Annotated in this window: 13 protein-coding genes; 8 read left to right on the forward strand and 5 right to left on the reverse strand. The window is 60.6% G+C overall.

Annotation, left to right across the window (positions count from 1 at the left end):
* Positions 1-16 precede the first annotated feature (16 nt).
* Positions 17-1,858, reverse strand: coding sequence for an AMP-dependent synthetase/ligase (locus ACT3UA_RS05890; RefSeq protein WP_444615679.1), 1,842 nt, complete (start codon positions 1,856-1,858; stop codon positions 17-19).
* Between the two features lie 71 nt (positions 1,859-1,929).
* Entirely contained in the window at positions 1,930-3,540 is a 1,611-nt protein-coding gene (locus tag ACT3UA_RS05895; protein ID WP_096287671.1) for a dolichyl-phosphate-mannose--protein mannosyltransferase, read from the reverse strand.
* 67 nt (positions 3,541-3,607) lie between these two features.
* Here ACT3UA_RS05895 and rsmI point away from each other — a divergent pair, with 67 nt between their 5' ends.
* Both rsmI and ACT3UA_RS05905 read left to right on the forward strand, forming a co-directional pair.
* Entirely contained in the window at positions 3,608-4,468 is an 861-nt protein-coding gene (gene rsmI, locus ACT3UA_RS05900) for a 16S rRNA (cytidine(1402)-2'-O)-methyltransferase (RefSeq protein ID WP_096287669.1), read from the forward strand.
* 138 nt (positions 4,469-4,606) lie between these two features.
* On the forward strand, positions 4,607-6,094 hold the full coding sequence (locus tag ACT3UA_RS05905) for an NAD-dependent succinate-semialdehyde dehydrogenase (RefSeq protein WP_444615680.1): 1,488 nt from the start codon (positions 4,607-4,609) through the stop codon (positions 6,092-6,094).
* A gap of 99 nt (positions 6,095-6,193) precedes the next feature.
* Here the strand turns inward: ACT3UA_RS05905 and ACT3UA_RS05910 are convergent, their stop codons facing one another.
* From ACT3UA_RS05910 to ACT3UA_RS05920, 3 genes are read right to left on the reverse strand one after another with little or no spacing between them, the layout of a single operon-like run.
* The gene (locus ACT3UA_RS05910; protein WP_096287665.1) at positions 6,194-8,602 is read right to left on the reverse strand and encodes a transglutaminase TgpA family protein; all 2,409 of its coding nucleotides are present in this window, start codon (positions 8,600-8,602) and stop codon (positions 6,194-6,196) included.
* On the reverse strand, positions 8,599-9,921 hold the full coding sequence (locus ACT3UA_RS05915) for a DUF58 domain-containing protein (RefSeq protein ID WP_096287663.1): 1,323 nt from the start codon (positions 9,919-9,921) through the stop codon (positions 8,599-8,601). The genes ACT3UA_RS05910 and ACT3UA_RS05915 overlap by 4 nt, the downstream gene beginning before the upstream one ends.
* Positions 9,922-9,933: 12 nt before the next feature.
* Positions 9,934-10,836, reverse strand: a complete 903-nt coding sequence (locus ACT3UA_RS05920; RefSeq protein WP_255248488.1) for an AAA family ATPase — start codon at positions 10,834-10,836, stop codon at positions 9,934-9,936.
* Between the two features lie 263 nt (positions 10,837-11,099).
* Here ACT3UA_RS05920 and ACT3UA_RS05925 point away from each other — a divergent pair, with 263 nt between their 5' ends.
* The 6 genes from ACT3UA_RS05925 to ACT3UA_RS05950 all read left to right on the forward strand — a co-directional run bounded on the left by ACT3UA_RS05925 (position 11,100) and on the right by ACT3UA_RS05950 (position 18,207).
* A complete protein-coding gene (locus tag ACT3UA_RS05925; protein ID WP_096287659.1) occupies positions 11,100-12,047 on the forward strand; it encodes a TatD family hydrolase in 948 nt (315 codons plus the stop codon).
* A 277-nt stretch (positions 12,048-12,324) separates the two neighbouring features.
* Positions 12,325-13,500 (forward strand): resuscitation-promoting factor, encoded by a 1,176-nt coding sequence (locus ACT3UA_RS05930; RefSeq protein ID WP_176484233.1) that lies wholly within the window; start codon positions 12,325-12,327, stop codon positions 13,498-13,500.
* Positions 13,501-13,599: 99 nt separating this feature from the next.
* Complete coding sequence (gene rsmA / locus ACT3UA_RS05935; protein WP_096287655.1) at positions 13,600-14,481, forward strand: 16S rRNA (adenine(1518)-N(6)/adenine(1519)-N(6))-dimethyltransferase RsmA; 882 nt, start codon at positions 13,600-13,602, stop codon at positions 14,479-14,481.
* Between the two features lie 2 nt (positions 14,482-14,483).
* Entirely contained in the window at positions 14,484-15,416 is a 933-nt protein-coding gene (locus ACT3UA_RS05940) for a 4-(cytidine 5'-diphospho)-2-C-methyl-D-erythritol kinase (protein WP_096287652.1), read from the forward strand.
* A gap of 100 nt (positions 15,417-15,516) precedes the next feature.
* Positions 15,517-16,887 (forward strand): NAD(P)/FAD-dependent oxidoreductase, encoded by a 1,371-nt coding sequence (locus ACT3UA_RS05945; RefSeq protein WP_096287650.1) that lies wholly within the window; start codon positions 15,517-15,519, stop codon positions 16,885-16,887.
* A 147-nt stretch (positions 16,888-17,034) separates the two neighbouring features.
* On the forward strand, positions 17,035-18,207 hold the full coding sequence (locus ACT3UA_RS05950) for a helix-turn-helix domain-containing protein (RefSeq protein ID WP_096287648.1): 1,173 nt from the start codon (positions 17,035-17,037) through the stop codon (positions 18,205-18,207).
* Positions 18,208-18,308: the final 101 nt, after the last annotated feature.

The raw sequence follows: 18,308 nt of genomic DNA on the forward strand, positions 1-18,308 counted from the left end.
ATTGTTAAAAAGCAAGTCAGCGACGGTATAGCTCTTCGGTTTCGGAGACAAAATCATCCAGGACCTGCTGGCGTTTAAGCTTTAGCGAGCTAGTCAAATGTCCGGAAGCCTCGGTGAACTCGGCAGGAAGAACCACAAATTTGCGAATCGATTCTGCCTGAGAAACAGTCTGGTTTGCTGCGTCAATATAACTTTGCACCTCGGTGCGCACCTTGTCGTGCAGCGCCGCCTCGCCAAGCGTCAGCTGGCCCACATCGCGGGCCTTGGACCACAACGTCAGCTCTTCGGCATCTAGCGTGACCAAAGCCGCGATAAACGGTTTGTTCTCACCGACCACTACGCATTGGTCCACTATCCGGCCGGCCCGGACCATCTCCTCCAACGGACCGGGTGAGACGTTTTTGCCCCCGGCTGTGACGATCAGTTCCTTCTTGCGCCCGGTGACCAATAGATAACCGGCCTCATCAAGGCGCCCGGTATCGCCGGATTTGAAGTACCCGTCTTCGGTGAATGCCCCAGCACTGGCTTCGTTGTTGTGGTGGTATCCGGCGAATACACCGATGCCTTTGACAAGGATTTCTCCGTCACCAGCTATCCTGACGCTGGTGCCGGGAAGCGGGCGGCCCACGGTCCCCACTCGATTGTTATGAGCCTGATTCACCGTGGCAGGTGCAGTGGTTTCGGTAAGTCCGTAGCCTTCGACCAGCTGGATGCCGGCGCCGCGGAAGAAATGCGCCAGATCCTGGTTAAGGGCGCTGGCCCCGGAGATCGCGTAACCGCACTGTCCACCGAAGACCGCGCGGAGCTTCGGATAAAGTACCTTATCGAAAAATAGGTGACGGGCTCGTAATGACAGTGGCATCCGCACCTTTTCGCCACGGGATTTCGCATCCCGGATCTTGGAGACCTCAATGGCGGTCAGCTCCGCGCTGTGGAACAGGTCTGCCTGGCCGGACTGTTCCGCCTTATTCAGCGCTGTGGTGTGGATCTTCTCGAATACCCGGGGCACTGCCAGCAGAAACCCTGGCTTGACGGAGTTCAGGTCCTCCATCAACGTTGCCGTCGAGTTGCTATGAGCAATGATTGCTCCACCGTGAATGCAGACTTGTTGGACCGCACGGGCCAAAACGTGCGCCAGCGGCAGGAACATCAATGTGCGGCGGCGTTCACCCAGCACCTCGGCCATGTGCTCGGCGAGGTTGTAGGCGACCAAAGCGAAGTTCGCGTGGGTGATGTTGCAGCCCTTGGGCCGTCCGGTAGTACCCGAGGTATAGACGAGGGTGGCCGTGGCTTCCAAGTTCAGGCTCGAGCAGGCGATGCTGATTTCCTTTTCGGCGATCTGTGCTTCGTCGACCAGAATCTGCTGCAGGCCCGCAGCGGGAATCGCCTCCGGATCCGCGGTATGCGATCCCTCAAAAAGGTGAATGGCAACGGATTCTCCGAGCTGGGCCGCGGCCCGGCGAACGTTGGCGCGTAACTCGTGGTCCTCGGCGAAGACGACCCGTGCGCCGGAATCGCGCAAGATCCATTCGATTTGGAAGGGACTTGACGTCTCATAGATAGGTATTGAAATTCCGCCGGCGAACCAGATGGCCTCTTCGGCCAGCGCCCACTCATAGCGGGTACGCGAGACGATGGCGACCCGGTCGCCGGGTTGCAATCCGTCGTGGATCAGCCGGGAGGCTAGTCGCTTCACATCACGTAGGAAATCCTGGGCGCTGACGTCTCGCCACCCGGAGGGGCGTTGGACCATGAACAAGGTGTCGTTTGGCGAGGAAGCCACCCGGTCCAGCAGCAGGGTGGTTGCGTTTACCTGGGGGTCGAGGTCGTGCAGGAGCTCGACGTGCAGTTCGTGCATGGAAATCCTTTGAAATCGTTCGAGGTCAGGTGGCGCAACTCACGGTGCAGCGGGACCCTGCGCACGGGAGCTTATCCCCAGCTAGGGATCCACACGTGCATGCGATAGTACGCATCCGAGGTCAGTTCTCCGGACCATACGGACCAGAAAAATGCCGAGACCACAAGGAGCAGCGCTACGAAGAGGGCCACGACAACAACCCTTGACCGGTAGGCCACATCGGAGCGCGGTTCGCGGGGGATGAACCTGCCAATCATATAGGTCAATGCGAGAACCATGAACGGGACCAAGGGCAACGTGTAGAAGAAGAACATGGTGCGCTCGGGGTACATCAGCCAAGGAAGGAACCCCGCGGCAACGCTTGAAAGCAGGGCTCCGGCACGCCAATCGCGCGCGCCAAGCCACCAGAACACCAGCAAGATCATGCTCAACGTGCAGGCCCACCACATCACCGGGTTAGGCATGTCCATGATCACTTCGGTGCAGCGATCCAGCGTGCAACCGTTCTGCCCGTTGTCGTAGCCTTCGAAGTACATCAGTACCGGGCGCCCGGAGAAGAGCCAGGTCCACGGGGACGAAGCCCAGCCGTGTTCCGAATCCAGCCCGGTATGGAAGTTGTAGCTGGCCTGGTGATAGTGCCACAGGCTGCGCAAGGTCTCGGGCAGCCAGGAGACCCCCTCGCCGGGATTCTCTAGGGCCCATTGCCGATAGCGTCCGCCGGCGGTGCTGAGCCAGCCGGTCCACGTGGCAAGGTAAGTCAGGAACACCACCGGAATCATGGTGAAAAACGAATAGACGCCGTCACGCATGAAGGCGGCCGACTGCCACCGCTGAATTCCAACGGTGCGCCGCGCGCCGAAGTCCCAGAGCACCGCCATCAGGCAGAACACCGCAACGAAGGTCAGCGCGGACCATTTGATGCCAACTGCGCAGCCGAGCATGATCGCTGCGATGAGCCGCCAGGGACGCCACCAGAGCACGGGGCCGAAGATGAGCAGGAACTCGTTGGGTCTGTTCCCGGCGGGCACCGAGAGTTTTTTGGCGAGCTGAATTCGTCCGTGAATCCGATCCTTGAGCAGCGCATAGAAGGCGGCCAAGACGAAGAACATCAAGAAGATATCCAGCAACGCGGTGCGCGACATGACGATTGAATGGCCGTCGATGGCGATCAAAAGGCCTGCGATACCCGCCAGCAGATGCGACCCGAAGAGCAGGCGGGCGCACAGAGTAGTCAGCAGAACCGCGAGCGTACCGAACAGGGCTGCAGCAAAACGCCAGCCGAAACCGTCGAACTCGCCAAAGAGCATCATGCCGAAAGCGATGAGCCATTTGCCCAGTGGCGGGTGCACCACGAAGGAGGCGGTATCCTTCAGCTGCGGATCGCCGGCAACGAATTGGTCGTTTGATTCGTCGACCCATTCCATTTCGTAGCCGAAGTGCAAGAGCGAATAAGCGTCTTTGACGTAGTAAGTCTCGTCAAAGATCAACATATTTGGATGCGCCAGGTGCACAAAGCGCAGCAGACCACCGATAACTGTCATTACCAGCGGAACAATCCACATCAATGCACCGGAGGGCGCCGCAACCGGTAATAACCTTTGTTTGAGGTTCTCAAAGGTGAAGGCAACGCGCGCGGAACGCACGTGCCCGCTATCTGGGGTCTTTGCTGCAGTGGTGCTCATCGTTGTTCATGCTACCGGCGTAACCCTGAGAATGTGTGCTTTTGGTACTTCGCGTAGGCTAAAGGGTGTGCAGAACTCAGATAATGAGGGCGTAATCGTCCTGGGCGCCACCCCAATTGGCAACTTGTCCGATGCTTCGCCGCGGCTCCGCGAAATCATCGAAAGCGCCGATGTGATCGCCGCCGAGGACACCCGCAATTTCCATCACCTAGCTCACGCACTGGGAATTAAACCCGCCGGGCGGGTGATGAGCCTGCATGAGCACAATGAGGCCCATAAGCTCGGCGAAGTGATCGAGCTGGCTCGCGAAGGAGCCACCGTGCTGGTCGTCTCGGATGCCGGAATGCCTGCGGTCTCTGACCCGGGCTACCCCTTGGTGGCAGCCGCGATGGAAGCAGGCATCCGGGTCACCGCGGTGCCTGGGCCTTCGGCCGTGCTGACCGCCCTGGCGCTGTCGGGACTGCCCACCGGACGTTTCACCTTCGAGGGGTTCTTGCCGCGCAAGGCTGGTGAACGGCGCAAGCGCTTGGGCGCCTTGCTGCACGAAGAGCGCACCATGGTGTTCTTCGAAGCCCCGCACCGGGTCGCTGACTTCTTGGCCTCGGCGATCGAAGCCTTCGGCGCGCAGCGCCAGGCGGCGGTGGCCCGCGAGCTGACCAAAAAATTCGAAGAGGTCCGCCGCGATGAACTTGGGGTGCTCAAGGCATGGGCAGATGAAGGTCTCCGCGGCGAGATCGTCGTGGTGATCTCCGGTGCTTCGGCCCCGGAAGCGGCCTCCATCGAAGATCTGCTTCCCAAGGTCACCGCGCTGGTTGCCGATGGGATTCGCATGAAACAGGCGGTGGCCGAGGTCGCCGAAGCCGCCGGGATGAAGAAGCGGGACCTGTACGAAGCTGTTCTGGCAGAACGTCACGAAGCGAAAAAATAGCCGAAATCGCTTAGGCTGAATGCACAATGAAACAACGAGTTTGTGGTGCACCAGGCGATTTACAGCCTTCCGAAACCCGCACTAGCGTTGTGATCAACGAAGATTCCTTTCATTTACGACTTTCAGGAGAACCGCGTTATGTCGATTACCGCTGAACGCGAAGCAGAACTGCTCGCCAAAGTACCCACCGGACTGCTGATCAATGGTGAATGGCGAGATGCCTCAGATGGCGGCACCTTCGACCTACTTGACCCAGCCACCGGCGAAAAGCTGGCAACGCTGGCCAGCGCCACCAGCGAAGACGCGATGGCGGCCCTAGAGGCAGCCGACGCGGTCCAGGCCGAATGGGCGCTCACCGCTCCACGCGAACGCGCTGAGATCCTGCGCCGCGGCTTTGACCTGGTCACCGCGCGCGCCGATGATTTTGCGTTGCTGATGAGCCTGGAAATGGGCAAGCCACTGGCTGAGGCCCGCGGCGAAGTGACCTACGGTGCAGAGTTCCTGCGTTGGTTCTCCGAAGAGACCGTGCGCCACTACGGCCGCTACGTCACCACCCCGGAGGGTAAGAACAAGGTTCTGGTCCACCACAAGCCGGTGGGCCCTTGCCTGCTGATCACCCCATGGAACTTCCCGCTGGCGATGGCTACCCGCAAGGTCGGCCCGGCAATCGCCGCAGGTTGCACCATGGTGCTCAAGCCCGCGAAGCTCACCCCGCTGACTTCCCAGCTATTCGCCGCCACCATGATGGAGGCCGGACTGCCGGCCGGGGTGCTGAACGTGGTTTCTGGATCCTCGGCATCGAAGATCTCCGGACCGCTGATGCAGGATGACCGTCTGCGCAAGGTCTCCTTCACCGGTTCCACCCCGGTTGGCAAGCAGCTGATGAAGGATGCCGCAGACAAGGTGCTGCGCACCTCGATGGAGTTGGGCGGCAACGCACCATTCCTCGTCTTCGAAGACGCAGACCTGGACGCAGCCGTCGAGGGTGCCATGGCCGCGAAGATGCGCAATATGGGCGAAGCCTGCACCGCAGCGAACCGCTTCCTGGTACATGAAGATGTCGCCGAGGAATTCATAACGAAGTTCTCGGAAGCGATGAAGGCGCTGAAGACCGGACGCGGAACCGATCCATCGTCCACCGTCGGCCCGTTGGTCGAGGAGAAAGCTCGGGACGAAGTCCACGCGCTGGTGACCGACGCCGTTGCACAGGGCGCCACGGCAGTCACCGGCGGTGCTCCGGTAGCGGGTCCAGGCTACTTCTACCAGCCCACCGTGTTGGCTAATGTTGCCAACGACGCGAAGATCCTCACCCAGGAGATCTTCGGCCCGGTCGCCCCGGTGACCACCTTCAAGGATGAGGCGCACGCGATCCGCCTTGCCAATGCCAGCGAGTACGGACTGGCTTCCTACATCTACTCGCGTGACTTCAACCGGATGTTCCGCGTTTCCGAGCAGATCGAATTCGGTCTGGTTGGCTTCAATGCCGGCGTCATCTCCAACGCTGCCGCACCATTCGGCGGCGTGAAGCAGTCCGGTCTCGGACGTGAAGGCGGCGCCGAGGGGCTCGGGGAATACACCACCGTGCAGTACATCGGCATTGCCGACCCATACGCACCGGTAAAGTAATCTCGGTAATCAACGGCCGCGAGTAATCGGCGGACGGTAGCTGCCCGTGAAGCCCAACTCCTTTTCAGGTGTTGGGCTTCACGCAATTAATCCCGCAAATTAGTGTGCGTTGGTGAACCTATTTGCCGCGCGCAGTTGCCGCTCGCGCAGGGAAGCCGGGAAACAGAAGCAGAGCACCCGTTGCGTGCCGTGCAGCTCGCGGCGTAGCTGGGCAGCAAGCTGTTCCAGCGCGGCTACCAGTTCGGCGCGTTGTTCCCCATCCGGGTGGCGATGCGCATAGAAGCTTGCCTGGATTCCTTCGCGAAGCCTCGTCAAGGGCGCTGCAAGCTGCGGGTGATTCTCGGTCAAGCGCAGGGTGTAGTCGCTGACCGATTCCTGTTCACCGGCGGGGCTGCCGATGTCAGCGCCCAATGCACGCAGCTCATCCCATAATGCCTGGGCGCTCCCGGCACCGCCGGCAAGCACGCGTTCGATTCTGCGCCGACGCAATCGAGCGCGCTGCCAGGGGAAAACTGCCAGTAGCAAGGCGAGCGCCACGAAGCCAAGCGCGATCATCCAGCCATAGTCTTCGGCCTGCACGGTATTTTGTTGCGGCGCGTTGGCGGTTGCGCTTTCCTCGGCCTCCGGGTCATCAAGCTCCGGCGCGCCGGAAGGATTCAGTTCCTCGGGCACCTCTTGCGGCGTTTCGTTGGGCGTAGTCCCCGGAGCGTAGTCCGGCGTCTGACCTTGGCCGGGGGTCGGTTCAAAAGGAACCCAGCCGATCCCCGAGAGGAACAATTCGGGCCACGCATGGGCTTGCTGGCCAGTGACCTCATATTCGGTGAATTCAACATCCGGGGGCATATTACGCCCGATTCCATTGCTTTCGGCTAGTTCAGCAGCATTGAACGTCTCACCGGTTGGCTCGCCGGGGGCATAACCCACCACGATGCGCGAAGGGATCCCGGCCGCTCGCGCCAGCAGGGTCATCGTGGAAGCGAAATGTACGCAGTAACCCTGGCGGCGATCCAGGAAAGCCTTAATCACTTGCCGGTTGGCTCCGTCGTAGCCTTCGCGCAACGGCGTGCGTTCGGAATATCCGAAAGCAGCGGAACGCAGGAAATCCTGAATGGCGACGGCCTTATCGAAGTCGTTCGCCGGGGTGCCCTGCGAGCCGTAGGCCTCGGAGAGCGTCTGGCGCAGCAATTGGTCGAATTCGCCGTCGAGGTCCTCGGGCATGGAAAGATTTACATTTGCTATTTCGTTCGTCAACTGCCCGCCAAAGTAGCCAAGATTGCGCGCCATCTCCGCGCTCAAATTCATTTGGGTATGTCCAACGGTGACTTGGCCTGTTTCGGCCATGGCATCCCCGCTGAGCCGAGCCACGGAGGTCTGCTTGGTCCAGTTCCAGGAGCCATTGATGCCGGTGATATAAAAACTGCGGTCTGGCAGCGGCAGGCTAGGGCTGCTGACCTGCCCATCCCAAGTCAATTGGGTGAGCTCGGGGGTTCCGTTGAAAATGTCGGCATCGGTGTCCATTGCGGTGTCCCCAAAATACGCAGATTGGAGCAAATCTTCGCTCGGTTCCCAGCGCGTGGCGCTCAGGTCTTCGATAATCGAGGTTCGCAGATATACCGGTTCGGCAGAACTGGTGAGATAGCTGAAAGCGACGCTTCCATTGTTCGCTCTGAGGTCTCTGCCCAGATTGAGCAGCGGGTCAACGTTGCTGGCCAAGAGGTCGCCGGAAGGCCGAGTGCCTTCGGGGAGCATGCCATTGCGGAAGCCCGGCATGAACAGGCCGCTGAGAATCATCGCGAGAGCGCACGCGGCAGCGGTGACGGCGAGGATTCCCACCTGCCGTTTCGCAGGTAATCCCGCGCCTGTAGGTTCGGAACGGAAAATATAGGGGAGCAGTGCGAAATAGCCAAGCAAGGCCAGCGTCATCAGCATTAGATAGCCGATGCCCGCCCCTTCTTGCTTGAACAGCGAAGCGATCACCGGGGCGAAGCACAATGGCATGATCACCAGTGGCGCTAGGCGTTTGAAAGATGCAAGAACCTCGACCACGAGGCTCAGCACTACCGCGAGCAAAAGCAGAACGAACTCGACATACCGTGAGTAGGCCACCGGGGGCACCTGGGTGGAGAACTGTATGGCGGCCTCGGAGACCAGCGCACCGAACCAATCGATGAGCCTCACGGAGGGGGGATTGGCCCGCATCGTTTGGTGCCCCAGAACCGCGCCGACCGCCACAAGCAAGGCAACAGGCAGTGCAGTCCAGTGCCAGCCGCGGATGCCGCGCAATAATCCGGCGCTGCCATGGATGAGGACCACCGGCCAGATCAAGGCTCCGAACCACACCCCGCCTTGCACGACTCCGCTGAGCGAGGCGAAGCCAGCGAGCAGGGCAAGGCTGAGACATGCAGCTGCTAACGATCGCGCGTACAGGTGATGCGTCCTGGGTTGTTTGGGGCCAGTGCCGTACGCGCTGGGGTTCGGAGCTGGCCGCTGGGTCACTGCGGCGCTCATGGCTGTGACCACAATTCGTTGATGTTGGTGTTTGCCGCTAGGAAATGCACTTTCCACCCAGTCTGGGCCAGCCGTTGCTGCACCTCGTGGTAGCGCTCTGGATGGGAGACCAGCAGGAACAGTTCGACATGGCGAACCGAACGTGCCAGGGTCGCCAGCCACGCGGCCTGATTGGTTCGGAGTTCACCGAGGATCATGATGACCGGTTCGTCGCGAAAGCCCAGCAGCAGCTTGCGCAATCCTTCTCCGAGAATTTCTGGTCCCTCGATCGCGTTAGATGGTGCGCGCAGCGGCATCTCGGCGCTCGCGGCATGAAAGTCCTCAAAACCAGCCTGGGCGGAGGCCCCAGACAGGGAGACGCTGCCGGCTTTGAGCAGCTGTTCTCCCGAAAGCTCTCGAAAGAGCAACTGATAGCCGTTGGCGGCGTAGCGTTGGCCGATACTGCAGGCCAGGGAGAGCGCCATTTCAAAACGTCGGCTGCTTTGTATCGGCGGGCCGTCGCCTTGAGGGATTCCTAGACGCAGGTCCGCGCCATTAATATGCCAGTGCTCATAAGTTCGGTCAAAAACCAGCAATGCCTGGGCCGTAGCAATGTGGTTTTCTTGACGCACCATGAGCTTGCCCTGCTGTGCAGTGGCCTTCCAGTGAACCTGTCGGATCGAGTCGCCTTGTTGGTAATCACGGGTGGCCACGTCATAGTAGTCGGCGGTGGTGCTTCGGGAGAACCGTGCGTCACCGGTCAGCATCTTGTCGCCGAGCGAAGCGAAGCGTTCCAGCGGATGGATTTCTGCGCATACGGGGACCGGCAAGGCGTCACCCGAATCGACCATGCCGTCCACTAGGCCTAAGGGGTCGGAGAGGATTTGCTTAGCCGGGCCCACCAAATGGATTCCGCGGGTGCGGAAGATCAGCTCGTATACGGTCTCGCCGGGACCGGTGAATTCGGGGCCCGGCCCGAACTCGGTTGGAAGAGATTCTTTGACCTTCGCATTCTCCGCGCAGGACAGCTGCAACCTGGTGATGTCACCGACCACCGGATTTGCGGTGAGCAGTTTGCGGGTCAGTTTGGACTTATTGCGTAGTCGCAGTACCAGCAACCAGCTGACCAAGGCCACTGTCAGCAGGCCGGTGCCTACGGCCATCATCTCGTGGCGGCCTAGGATGTAGGCCAGGATAATCAGCAGGGCTCCGCTGCACAAGGTTCCCCAGCCGCGCACGGTGAACAGGTCAAGTTGGAGCCTTCGCAGCATTGCGGGCGTCGAATCCGTGCGTGTCCACGACAGTGCATCGCGCGAGTCGAACCGCTGCATTTTTTCCATGGCGTGCCTTGCCTATCCGACTGGTGTGGCGGAAACAAGCTCCTGGATCAAAGCAGCGGGTTCCACGCCTTCGGATAATGCCCTGCGGGTCAGGATCAGCCGGTGCGAGAGCAGCATCTCGGCTACTCCACGCACATCTTCGGGTAAAACATGATCCCTTCCGTTTATAGCCGCGTGAGACTTTGCGGCGCGGACCCATTGCACAAGCGCACGAGGCGAGGCGCCCAACGAGATATGCGGATGATCGCGGGTGGCCCGGCCCAGATCAACGACGTAGCCACTCAACCGGTCGGTTACGGTCACCTGCCTCACCTGTTCGATCATTTGCCGCAGTTGTTCAAGCTCAAGCACCGAGCCCAGCGAGTCAAGCGGCTCGGCTACATGGTGGCTGGTGAGCATCGAAATTTCTGCTTCGCGGTGGGGGTAGCCCATGGAAATCCGACCCATGAACCTGTCCCGTTGTGCCTCGGGCAGCGCGAACGTCCCTTCCGAATCTATGGGGTTCTGTGTGGCAACGACCATGAACGGCCTCTGCAATGGGTGGGTAATCGAATCCACGGTCACCTGTTGCTCCTCCATGCACTCAAGCAGGGCGGACTGGGTCTTCGCATTTGCACGGTTGATCTCATCGGCGATCACGATATTTGCAAAGATTGGGCCGGGATGGAAGGTGAACTCATGATCTTGCGGGGAGAACACCGAGACGCCGGTAACGTCGCTGGGTAGCAGATCCGGGGTGAACTGGATTCGGTGCACGGACCCGTTGACACTGCGGGCCAATGACTTAGCGAGCATGGTCTTGCCGACTCCGGGAACGTCTTCGAGCAGCAGATGCCCTTGCGCAAGGAGCACCACGATGGTGTTGGTAATTGCTTCGGGCTTACCCGCGATTACTGTCTGTACAGCATCGTACATCCGCTGATAATTCGACCTAAATGTCGAATCTACCAAGGGGAGTGTTGGGTGGGCACTCATGCGCATTCTCCTGGCTGGGCAACTTATCGTGCCGAGGTCATCGTTGACACGCTAAGCAATTCCCGTAGCTTGTGTTCACATCATATGGGGTTCTTTTCTCCACTCATAGCTTCTAAATACCTTGATTCTTTCCCTGTGTACCGGTGGTGGAAGAATTAGACCCAAGAACTGACAGTATTTATGACGAAAGGCCCGGTGCGCAGATGAGCGAATCCGATTTCTCAGGGATTCCCGAGGGGTACCGCCCGGCGGAAGAGCCGAATTCTTCACCTACCGGGGAACTCGCCCGCTCGGCAAAGACAGAAAAGAACGGAAGCAAACGAAATACCCGTTACCCGGAGGCGCCCGCCCCGCTGCCGGTACCGGTGATCGACAACCATACGCATCTGGATTTTCGCGATGGTTCGGTGAATGCCAGTGTGCAGCAGGCCCTCAACGCGGCTGCAGCGGTCGGCGTGGAGGGGCTGGTCCAGGTTGGCTGCGACGTGGAATCCTCGAAATTCGCGGTGCAGGCGGCCAAGGACTATCCGAACATCTTGGCGGCGATAGCTATCCACCCCAATGATGCCGCACGCCTAGCGGAGCACGGCGAACTTGAGGCCGCGATTGAGCAGATCGAGGCGTTGGCGGCAAATGAGCGAGTGCGAGCCATCGGCGAGACCGGGCTGGATTACTTCCGCACGGGCGAAGCGGGGCATCAAGCGCAGGAAAAGTCCTTCCGCGAGCATTTGCGGATCGCAGTGGAACATGGAAAAGCGGTCCAAATCCACGATCGTGACGCACACCATGATGTGGTCCGGATCTTGAACGATGCGCCGTTGCCCGAGCGCGTGGTTTTCCATTGCTTTTCCGGTGACGCCGAGCTGGCGCGGATCTGCAATGCCAACGGCTGGTACATGTCATTTTCGGGGACCGTGACCTTCAAGAATTCAACGGATCTCCAGCAGGCCTTGCGCCTAGCAGACCCGCAGTTGTTGCTTGTCGAAACGGATGCGCCGTTCCTGACGCCGCACCCTTTCCGGGGGCGGCCAAATGCGAGCTACATGATCCCCCATACCGTCCGCTTCATGGCGGAAACCAGGGATGCCGAATTAGCTCAATTATGCGAGCAACTAGCCGCGAATACGGGTGCGGTGTACGGCGCATTGTAGTCCTGCCGGGTGTGGTTTTCGACATATAAAGGTTGCGCCAATTATTACGATTCGGTTACGGTTATTGGAAAGCGTTGAGTTGCGAGCGCGCCCTGAGCCGGTCGCAACATAGCGCGTTGCCGTATTTCCGGAGGGGGCAGAGCCTCCACGGATCGGGTGACGCGCGAATCGCACACTGAATCTTATACCGGCGGCCTGGCCGCCATGGTTGAGCAAGACTTACCGGGAGTATCCGCCTGGCGTTCGACCAACAAACGATGGGGATCTCACTACCGTGATGCACTTGCTCAAAAAAAGCTGGGTCAAATATCTGGCCCAGGCCGTGGCTGTTGCCGTGGTCATCGCCGGAGCTGTTTTTTATATTTCCGGCCAGAAGTCCGTGACCGTTGCCGTTGATGGCGATGAGCAGATTTTCACCACCCGCGCAGCTACCGTTCAGGATGCCCTCGATCAGGAAGGCATCAGCGTTTACGAGCGTGACGAGTTGAGCGTAGCCGCAGATTCGGAGCTCTCCGACGAGCAGCGCATCGAGATCAGCCGCAACAAGTCGGTTCAGGTCAGCATCGACGGCACCGACCGAGTCGTGCACACCACCGGCATGACCGTGGCGGATGTCATGGACGAACTGAAGCTGGATGAGAAGTCGGAAGTATCCCTCGGCGAAGATATCGAGCTCGTCAGCCTCAGCGACGAAATCGAGATCATCACCCCTAAGGACGTGACTCTGCTGGTCGATGAGAAGAAGCAGAAGATTTCGACCACCGCGCAGACCGTCAAGGAACTGCTCGCCGAGCAGAAGGTCAAGCTCGACAAGGACGACGAGGTCAACGTTCAGGTTGGTAAAGACACCGACAAGGACGCGAAGACCAGCACCAAGATCGAGGAAGGTGCCAAGATCGAGGTCATCGTCGTTTCGGTGAAGACGTGGGACGAAAAACGAGAGATCGGTTTTGATACCGAGAAGGTCAACGATTCGAAACTCGAAAAGGGCAAGACCAAGGTCAAGACCGAGGGCAAGAAGGGCGAGCGTGAACTAACGCTTCGCCAGGAAACCCGCAATGGTAAAAAGGGCGAGGAAGAAGTCCTGAAGTCCAAGGTCACCAAGAAGCCTGTCGCAGAGGTTATTCGAGTCGGAACCAAGAAGCCTGAATCGAGCTCGGATTCCAAGAGCTCGGACACCAAGACCAAGGCTCCAACCGGAAGCATCTCCTCAACCTGGGCGGCACTGGCCAAATGCGAGTCCGGTGGCAACTGGTCGATCAACACCGGTAACGGCTACTACGGCGGACTCCAGTTCTCCGCTTCGTCCTGGCGGGGAGCCGGCGGAACGAAGTACGCACCGCTGCCGCACCAGGCAAGCCCTCAGGAGCAGATCGCTACCGCTGAGAAGCTGCGTGCCAACGGCGGATGGGGCCACTGGCCACACTGCTCGTCCAAGCTTGGGCTGCGCTAAGCAGCAGAGAACTTTTGATGCGACGCGTCCACCCCATTCGGGTGGGCGCGTCGCGTCGCGTCAGCAGTCCTTGTGCGCTGAACTAGAATTGTAGGTGTGATGTCTAAGGAATCTTTGCCGCTGCTTGGGGCTACCGAAATCCGTCGACTGGCCGAGGAGCTTGGGATACGTCCCACGAAGACCCTCGGGCAGAACTTTGTCATTGACGGAAACACCATCCGCAGGATTGTGGCCACCGCGAATGTCTCCCCGGAGGAGACCGTGCTTGAGGTCGGACCGGGCCTCGGCTCGCTGACCCTCGGAATCATGGATGCCGCTGCAAAGGTGGTTGCCGTAGAGATCGACCCGCCGCTCGCGAAGCGGCTGCCGCAAACCATGGCCGAACTCCGTCCGGGCCGTGAAGAGGACTTGACGGTGATCCTCAGCGATGCCATGAAGATCACCGAGCTTCCGGGCAACCCCACGGCCCTCGTCGCGAATCTCCCATATAACGTTGCGGTGCCTGTGGTGCTGCACCTGATGGAGCATTTCGAATCCATTACCCATGGCCTGGTGATGGTGCAAGATGAGGTCGCCGACCGGATGTGCGCGACGCCGGGAAATAAGATCTACGGTGTCCCCTCGGTCAAGGGCGCCTGGTACGGCACCATGCGCAAGGCCGGGGTGATTGGCATGAACGTCTTTTGGCCGGCCCCGAAAATCCATTCCGGTCTGGTGGCTTTCACCCGCGATAAGGATCGCAGCGACGCGCCTGACCGCAAGGAAGTATTTGCCATCGTTGACGCGGCCTTTGCCCAGCGCCGCAAGACGCTGCGCGCTGCGCTGTCCGGGTGGGCCGGATCCGGTGCTCGTGCCGAGCAGATCCTGCGCGCTGCAGGCATCGATCCGAAGGAACGCGGGGAGAAGCTGGACGTGGACGGATTCATCTCGATCGCCCGTGCGGCTCACACGGTGCCGGCGCTTAGCCAGACCGAAGACTAACGATGGCCAAGCAACGCGTCATTGCCACCGCACCGGGAAAAATTAATTGCTATTTCCGGGTGGGGCCACCACGTGAGGACGGCTACCATGAGGTCGCGAGCCTTTATGTCGCGGTATCCCTGCTGGAGCAAATCGAAGCCACACTGCGCGAAGACGGCGAACTGCAGCTGAGCCTGGAACCGGGCTCGCCAGTGGTTGCCGATCCGGAAAATTTCCCGCTGGGTCAAAATAACCTCGTGTGGAAAGCCGCCGAGCTGCTACGCGAGCATACCGGTTGCACCTTGGGTGCAAACCTCCACATCACCAAGCGAGTGCCGATTGCCGGCGGGATGGGCGGCGGTTCCGCGGATGCCGCTGCTGCGCTCGTGGCCTGCAACGAGCTGTGGGGGACCGGGCTGGACCGTGAAGAGCTTGGCCGGCTTGGCGCCCGGCTCGGCGCCGATGTGCCTTTTGCGCTCATGGGCGGTGCGGCCATCGGCCTGGGCATCGGAGACAAGCTCGCCCCCTTGCTGACGCGTGCCAAGACGCAGTGGGTATTGATCCCGGCCAGCTTCGGCTTATCGACCCCGCGCGTCTATTCGATGCTCGACCGGCTGCGCGCCGGCCAGTGTGTTGAGGTTCCTCAGGAGATTGATCCACAGGTCATTAAAGCGCTGATGGAATCGGATGCCGAAGCGCTGTCGCAGCTTCTGGTCAATGACCTGACGCAGGCATCCTTGGCCTTAGCTCCGGAACTTGGAACAGTGCGGGACCTCGCCGAAGGAGCCGGCGCGCTGCGGGCCATGGTGTCCGGCTCGGGACCGACCTTGGCCTTGCTGGTGCGCGATGCAGAGCATGCCGAGCAGGTGATGACGCAGCTCGGAGACGAGGTGGGAGTCGCCACCATGATGGTCAGTGCCCCGGCACCGGGCGCGCATGTGGAGCTCTCCGAATAGTTTTTGAACCCTTGCCAGGGCGGGTGCCGTAACCCTAGAGTGATTTCGGAACCATGAAGTGAGCGTGGTTCATTTATTCGTTGCGGAACGAAGGAATCACATGATCAATGGCCACCTCTCTCATTGGTGGGAACGCCTTGGAACGCCCACTCCGCGGGATACTCTGCGTGGCTCCCATGCCTTCGACGTTGCCATTGTGGGTGCCGGTTTTACCGGGCTGTGGACCGCCTACTATCTGAAGCAAGCAGCGCCCAGCCTGCGCATCGCGATCCTGGAGCAGCGCCATATCGGGTATGGGGCGTCGGGCCGAAATGGCGGCTGGCTGACCAACACCATTACCGGTGGGCGCGAACAGTACCTGAAAACCCACGGACGGCAAGCGGTCGACGAATTTCAGTTGGCCATGAATCACACCGTCGACGAGGTGGTGCGGGTCTGCGCCGCCGAGAACATCGACGCGGACATCCTGCAGGGCGGCGAATTCGAGATTGCGTACAATCCGGCCCAAGAGGCCCGGCTGCGCGCCTTCGTAACCGCCGAGCAGTCCTGGGAGCACACCGGGGTGCAGCTGCTGGAAGGCACCGAAGCCGCTCAGCAGATCAATGCCGCGGGCACCCTCGCCGCCGCCTGGCACCCGCATGCCGCCCGGATCCAACCGGCAAAACTCGTCAGCGGGTTGGCGCAGGCAGTCGAATCTCTCGGAGTGGAAATCTTCGAGAACACCAGGGTCACGGAGATCGGTTCGCACCGGCTGGAATTCGCTGGCGGCACCGTCACCGCGGACTTCATCATTCGTGCGACCGAGGGCTTCACCGCCGGGCTTAAAGGCCATAAGCGCTTGTGGCTGCCGATGAATTCTTCGATGATTGCCACCGAGCCGCTGGATGCATCCTTCTGGAATGAGGCGAACTGGAAGAACGGCGAAGTGCTTGGCGATTTTGCCCACGTGTACATGTACGCCCAGCGCACCGCCGATGACCGGATCGCCATTGGCGGTCGCGGAGTCCCCTACAAATTCGGGTCGCGTACCGACCTTGACGGGATGACGCCCGCGGTGACGGTCAACGGCCTCCGGGAAATTCTGCAACGGCTTTTCCCGCAAACCAAAGAAGCGGTGATCGACCATGCCTGGTCCGGGGTGCTAGGGGTTCCGCGAGATTGGGCTGCCACCGTAGGCATGGATCCGCGCACGGGAATCGGCTGGGCCGGGGGATATGTAGGGACCGGTGTGGCTACCACCAACCTTGCCGGTCGAACCCTGCGCGATCTGGTCCTAGGCCGGAATACCGCGCTGACCGATTTGCCCTGGGTCAACCACAAGGTGCGGCAGTGGGAACCCGAACCGCTGCGTTGGATGGCCACCACGGGGCTCTATGCTGCCTACGGGATGGCGGACCGGGTGGAATCCAAGGGCGGAACGAAGACCTCCGCCATAGCGCATCTAGCTGATCTGGTGACGGGCAAAAGGTAGGCGGTCGCCGAGTTCACGGCAGCGCACAAGCATTCTCGCACCTGCTCGCGGGCCTTCCCTGGCTCCTTCGGCGGATCGGGGGAATCTTCAGCGATTTTAAGCGGCGAAAGCTTCCCATCCACTAACGAAGCATGGCATTCTCGGTAAATGACTGTGGAGCACCGTGGGTCCCAGACGCTGTTCCAAGCGGCCCTGACAGCTGGGGAAGACCCAACCAACAAAGCACGGGGCCTCAAGGCCCTGCATCAGAGCTGGGCCGAAGGCACGCGCATTCCCTCGCTGGTTCGACCCGTGGTGGCGCGTTCCTGGTCGCGCGCCGGGGCGCAGCACAAGGACATCGTTCCCCTGGACCTTGCAACGGTCCGCGAGCGGCGGGAATCCAATGAGGAATTGAACGGACTCATTGAGCTGTTCAAGGACCGGCTCCTGTCACTGGCCACGCAGGCTGGAAACCAACTGGTGATCTCCGACAGCCAGGGATACGTGCTTTGGGTCATGGGGCCTTCGATGATCCGCCGGAGAAGCGACGGCATCGGCTTTGTCGCGGGGGCCAGATGGCGCGAAGGCGACGTCGGCACCAACGGCATCGGCGCCGCCATGGCCGAGCGGACTCCGGTGCAAATTTTTGGCCCGGAGCATGCTCGCGAAGAACAGCATTCCTGGGTCTGCACCTCGGCGCCGGTCAGCAACCCCGCCACGTCATCCTTGGTCGGCACCATCACCTTGGCCGGATCGTTTCGCACGGCCCACCCGCATTCGCTGGCACTGGTTTCCTCCGTCGCCCGTGAAGCGGAATTACTGCTGCGCGGCGAGCACGCCTTGAAAATGCAACGGCTGGAACTGGCGGCAACCCTGCCGGCGGGCGCATACCTGCTGGTTGACCCCCAGGGTTCTGTGGCGTCCGCTCGGGGATACAGCATCAGCGGCAGGATCTCCTTGCCGCCGGCCTTGGAAGAGGGGCGCAACTGGATCCTTGGCATCGGTGCGGTGGATGCGCGCAGAACGACCGGCGGCTGGCTCCTGCAGCGAGTCGATGAGCAGGTGACGCTTGAGCTCTGCGCCGGGGGCATCCGCGAAGTGCTGGTGCATACGCCCAGCGGAACGACCCGCATTGGGCTCAGTGCCAAGCACTGGCAAATCTTGGAGCTTCTGGCGAGCTGCCCTGCGGGGGCCACCGCTGCGCAGCTCCAGGAACTGTGGCCTGCGCACACGCCCAACGTGACTATTCGAGCCGAAATCTCCCGGCTGCGTGCAAAGCTGCGTGGCCTGATTGCCTCCCGGCCCTATCGTCTGGTGGTTCCGGTCTACCGCCAACCTTGATGCCTGGAGGCGTGCAACCTTTTGCAACGCTTCCATTTTGTGACCCACCTCATAGCCTTGCTTCAGGGCGGCAGAACAAGCCGCATCATTTCCCGGACTCC

This window comes from Glutamicibacter sp. 363 (assembly GCF_052379505.1).
Lineage (GTDB): Bacteria > Actinomycetota > Actinomycetes > Actinomycetales > Micrococcaceae > Glutamicibacter.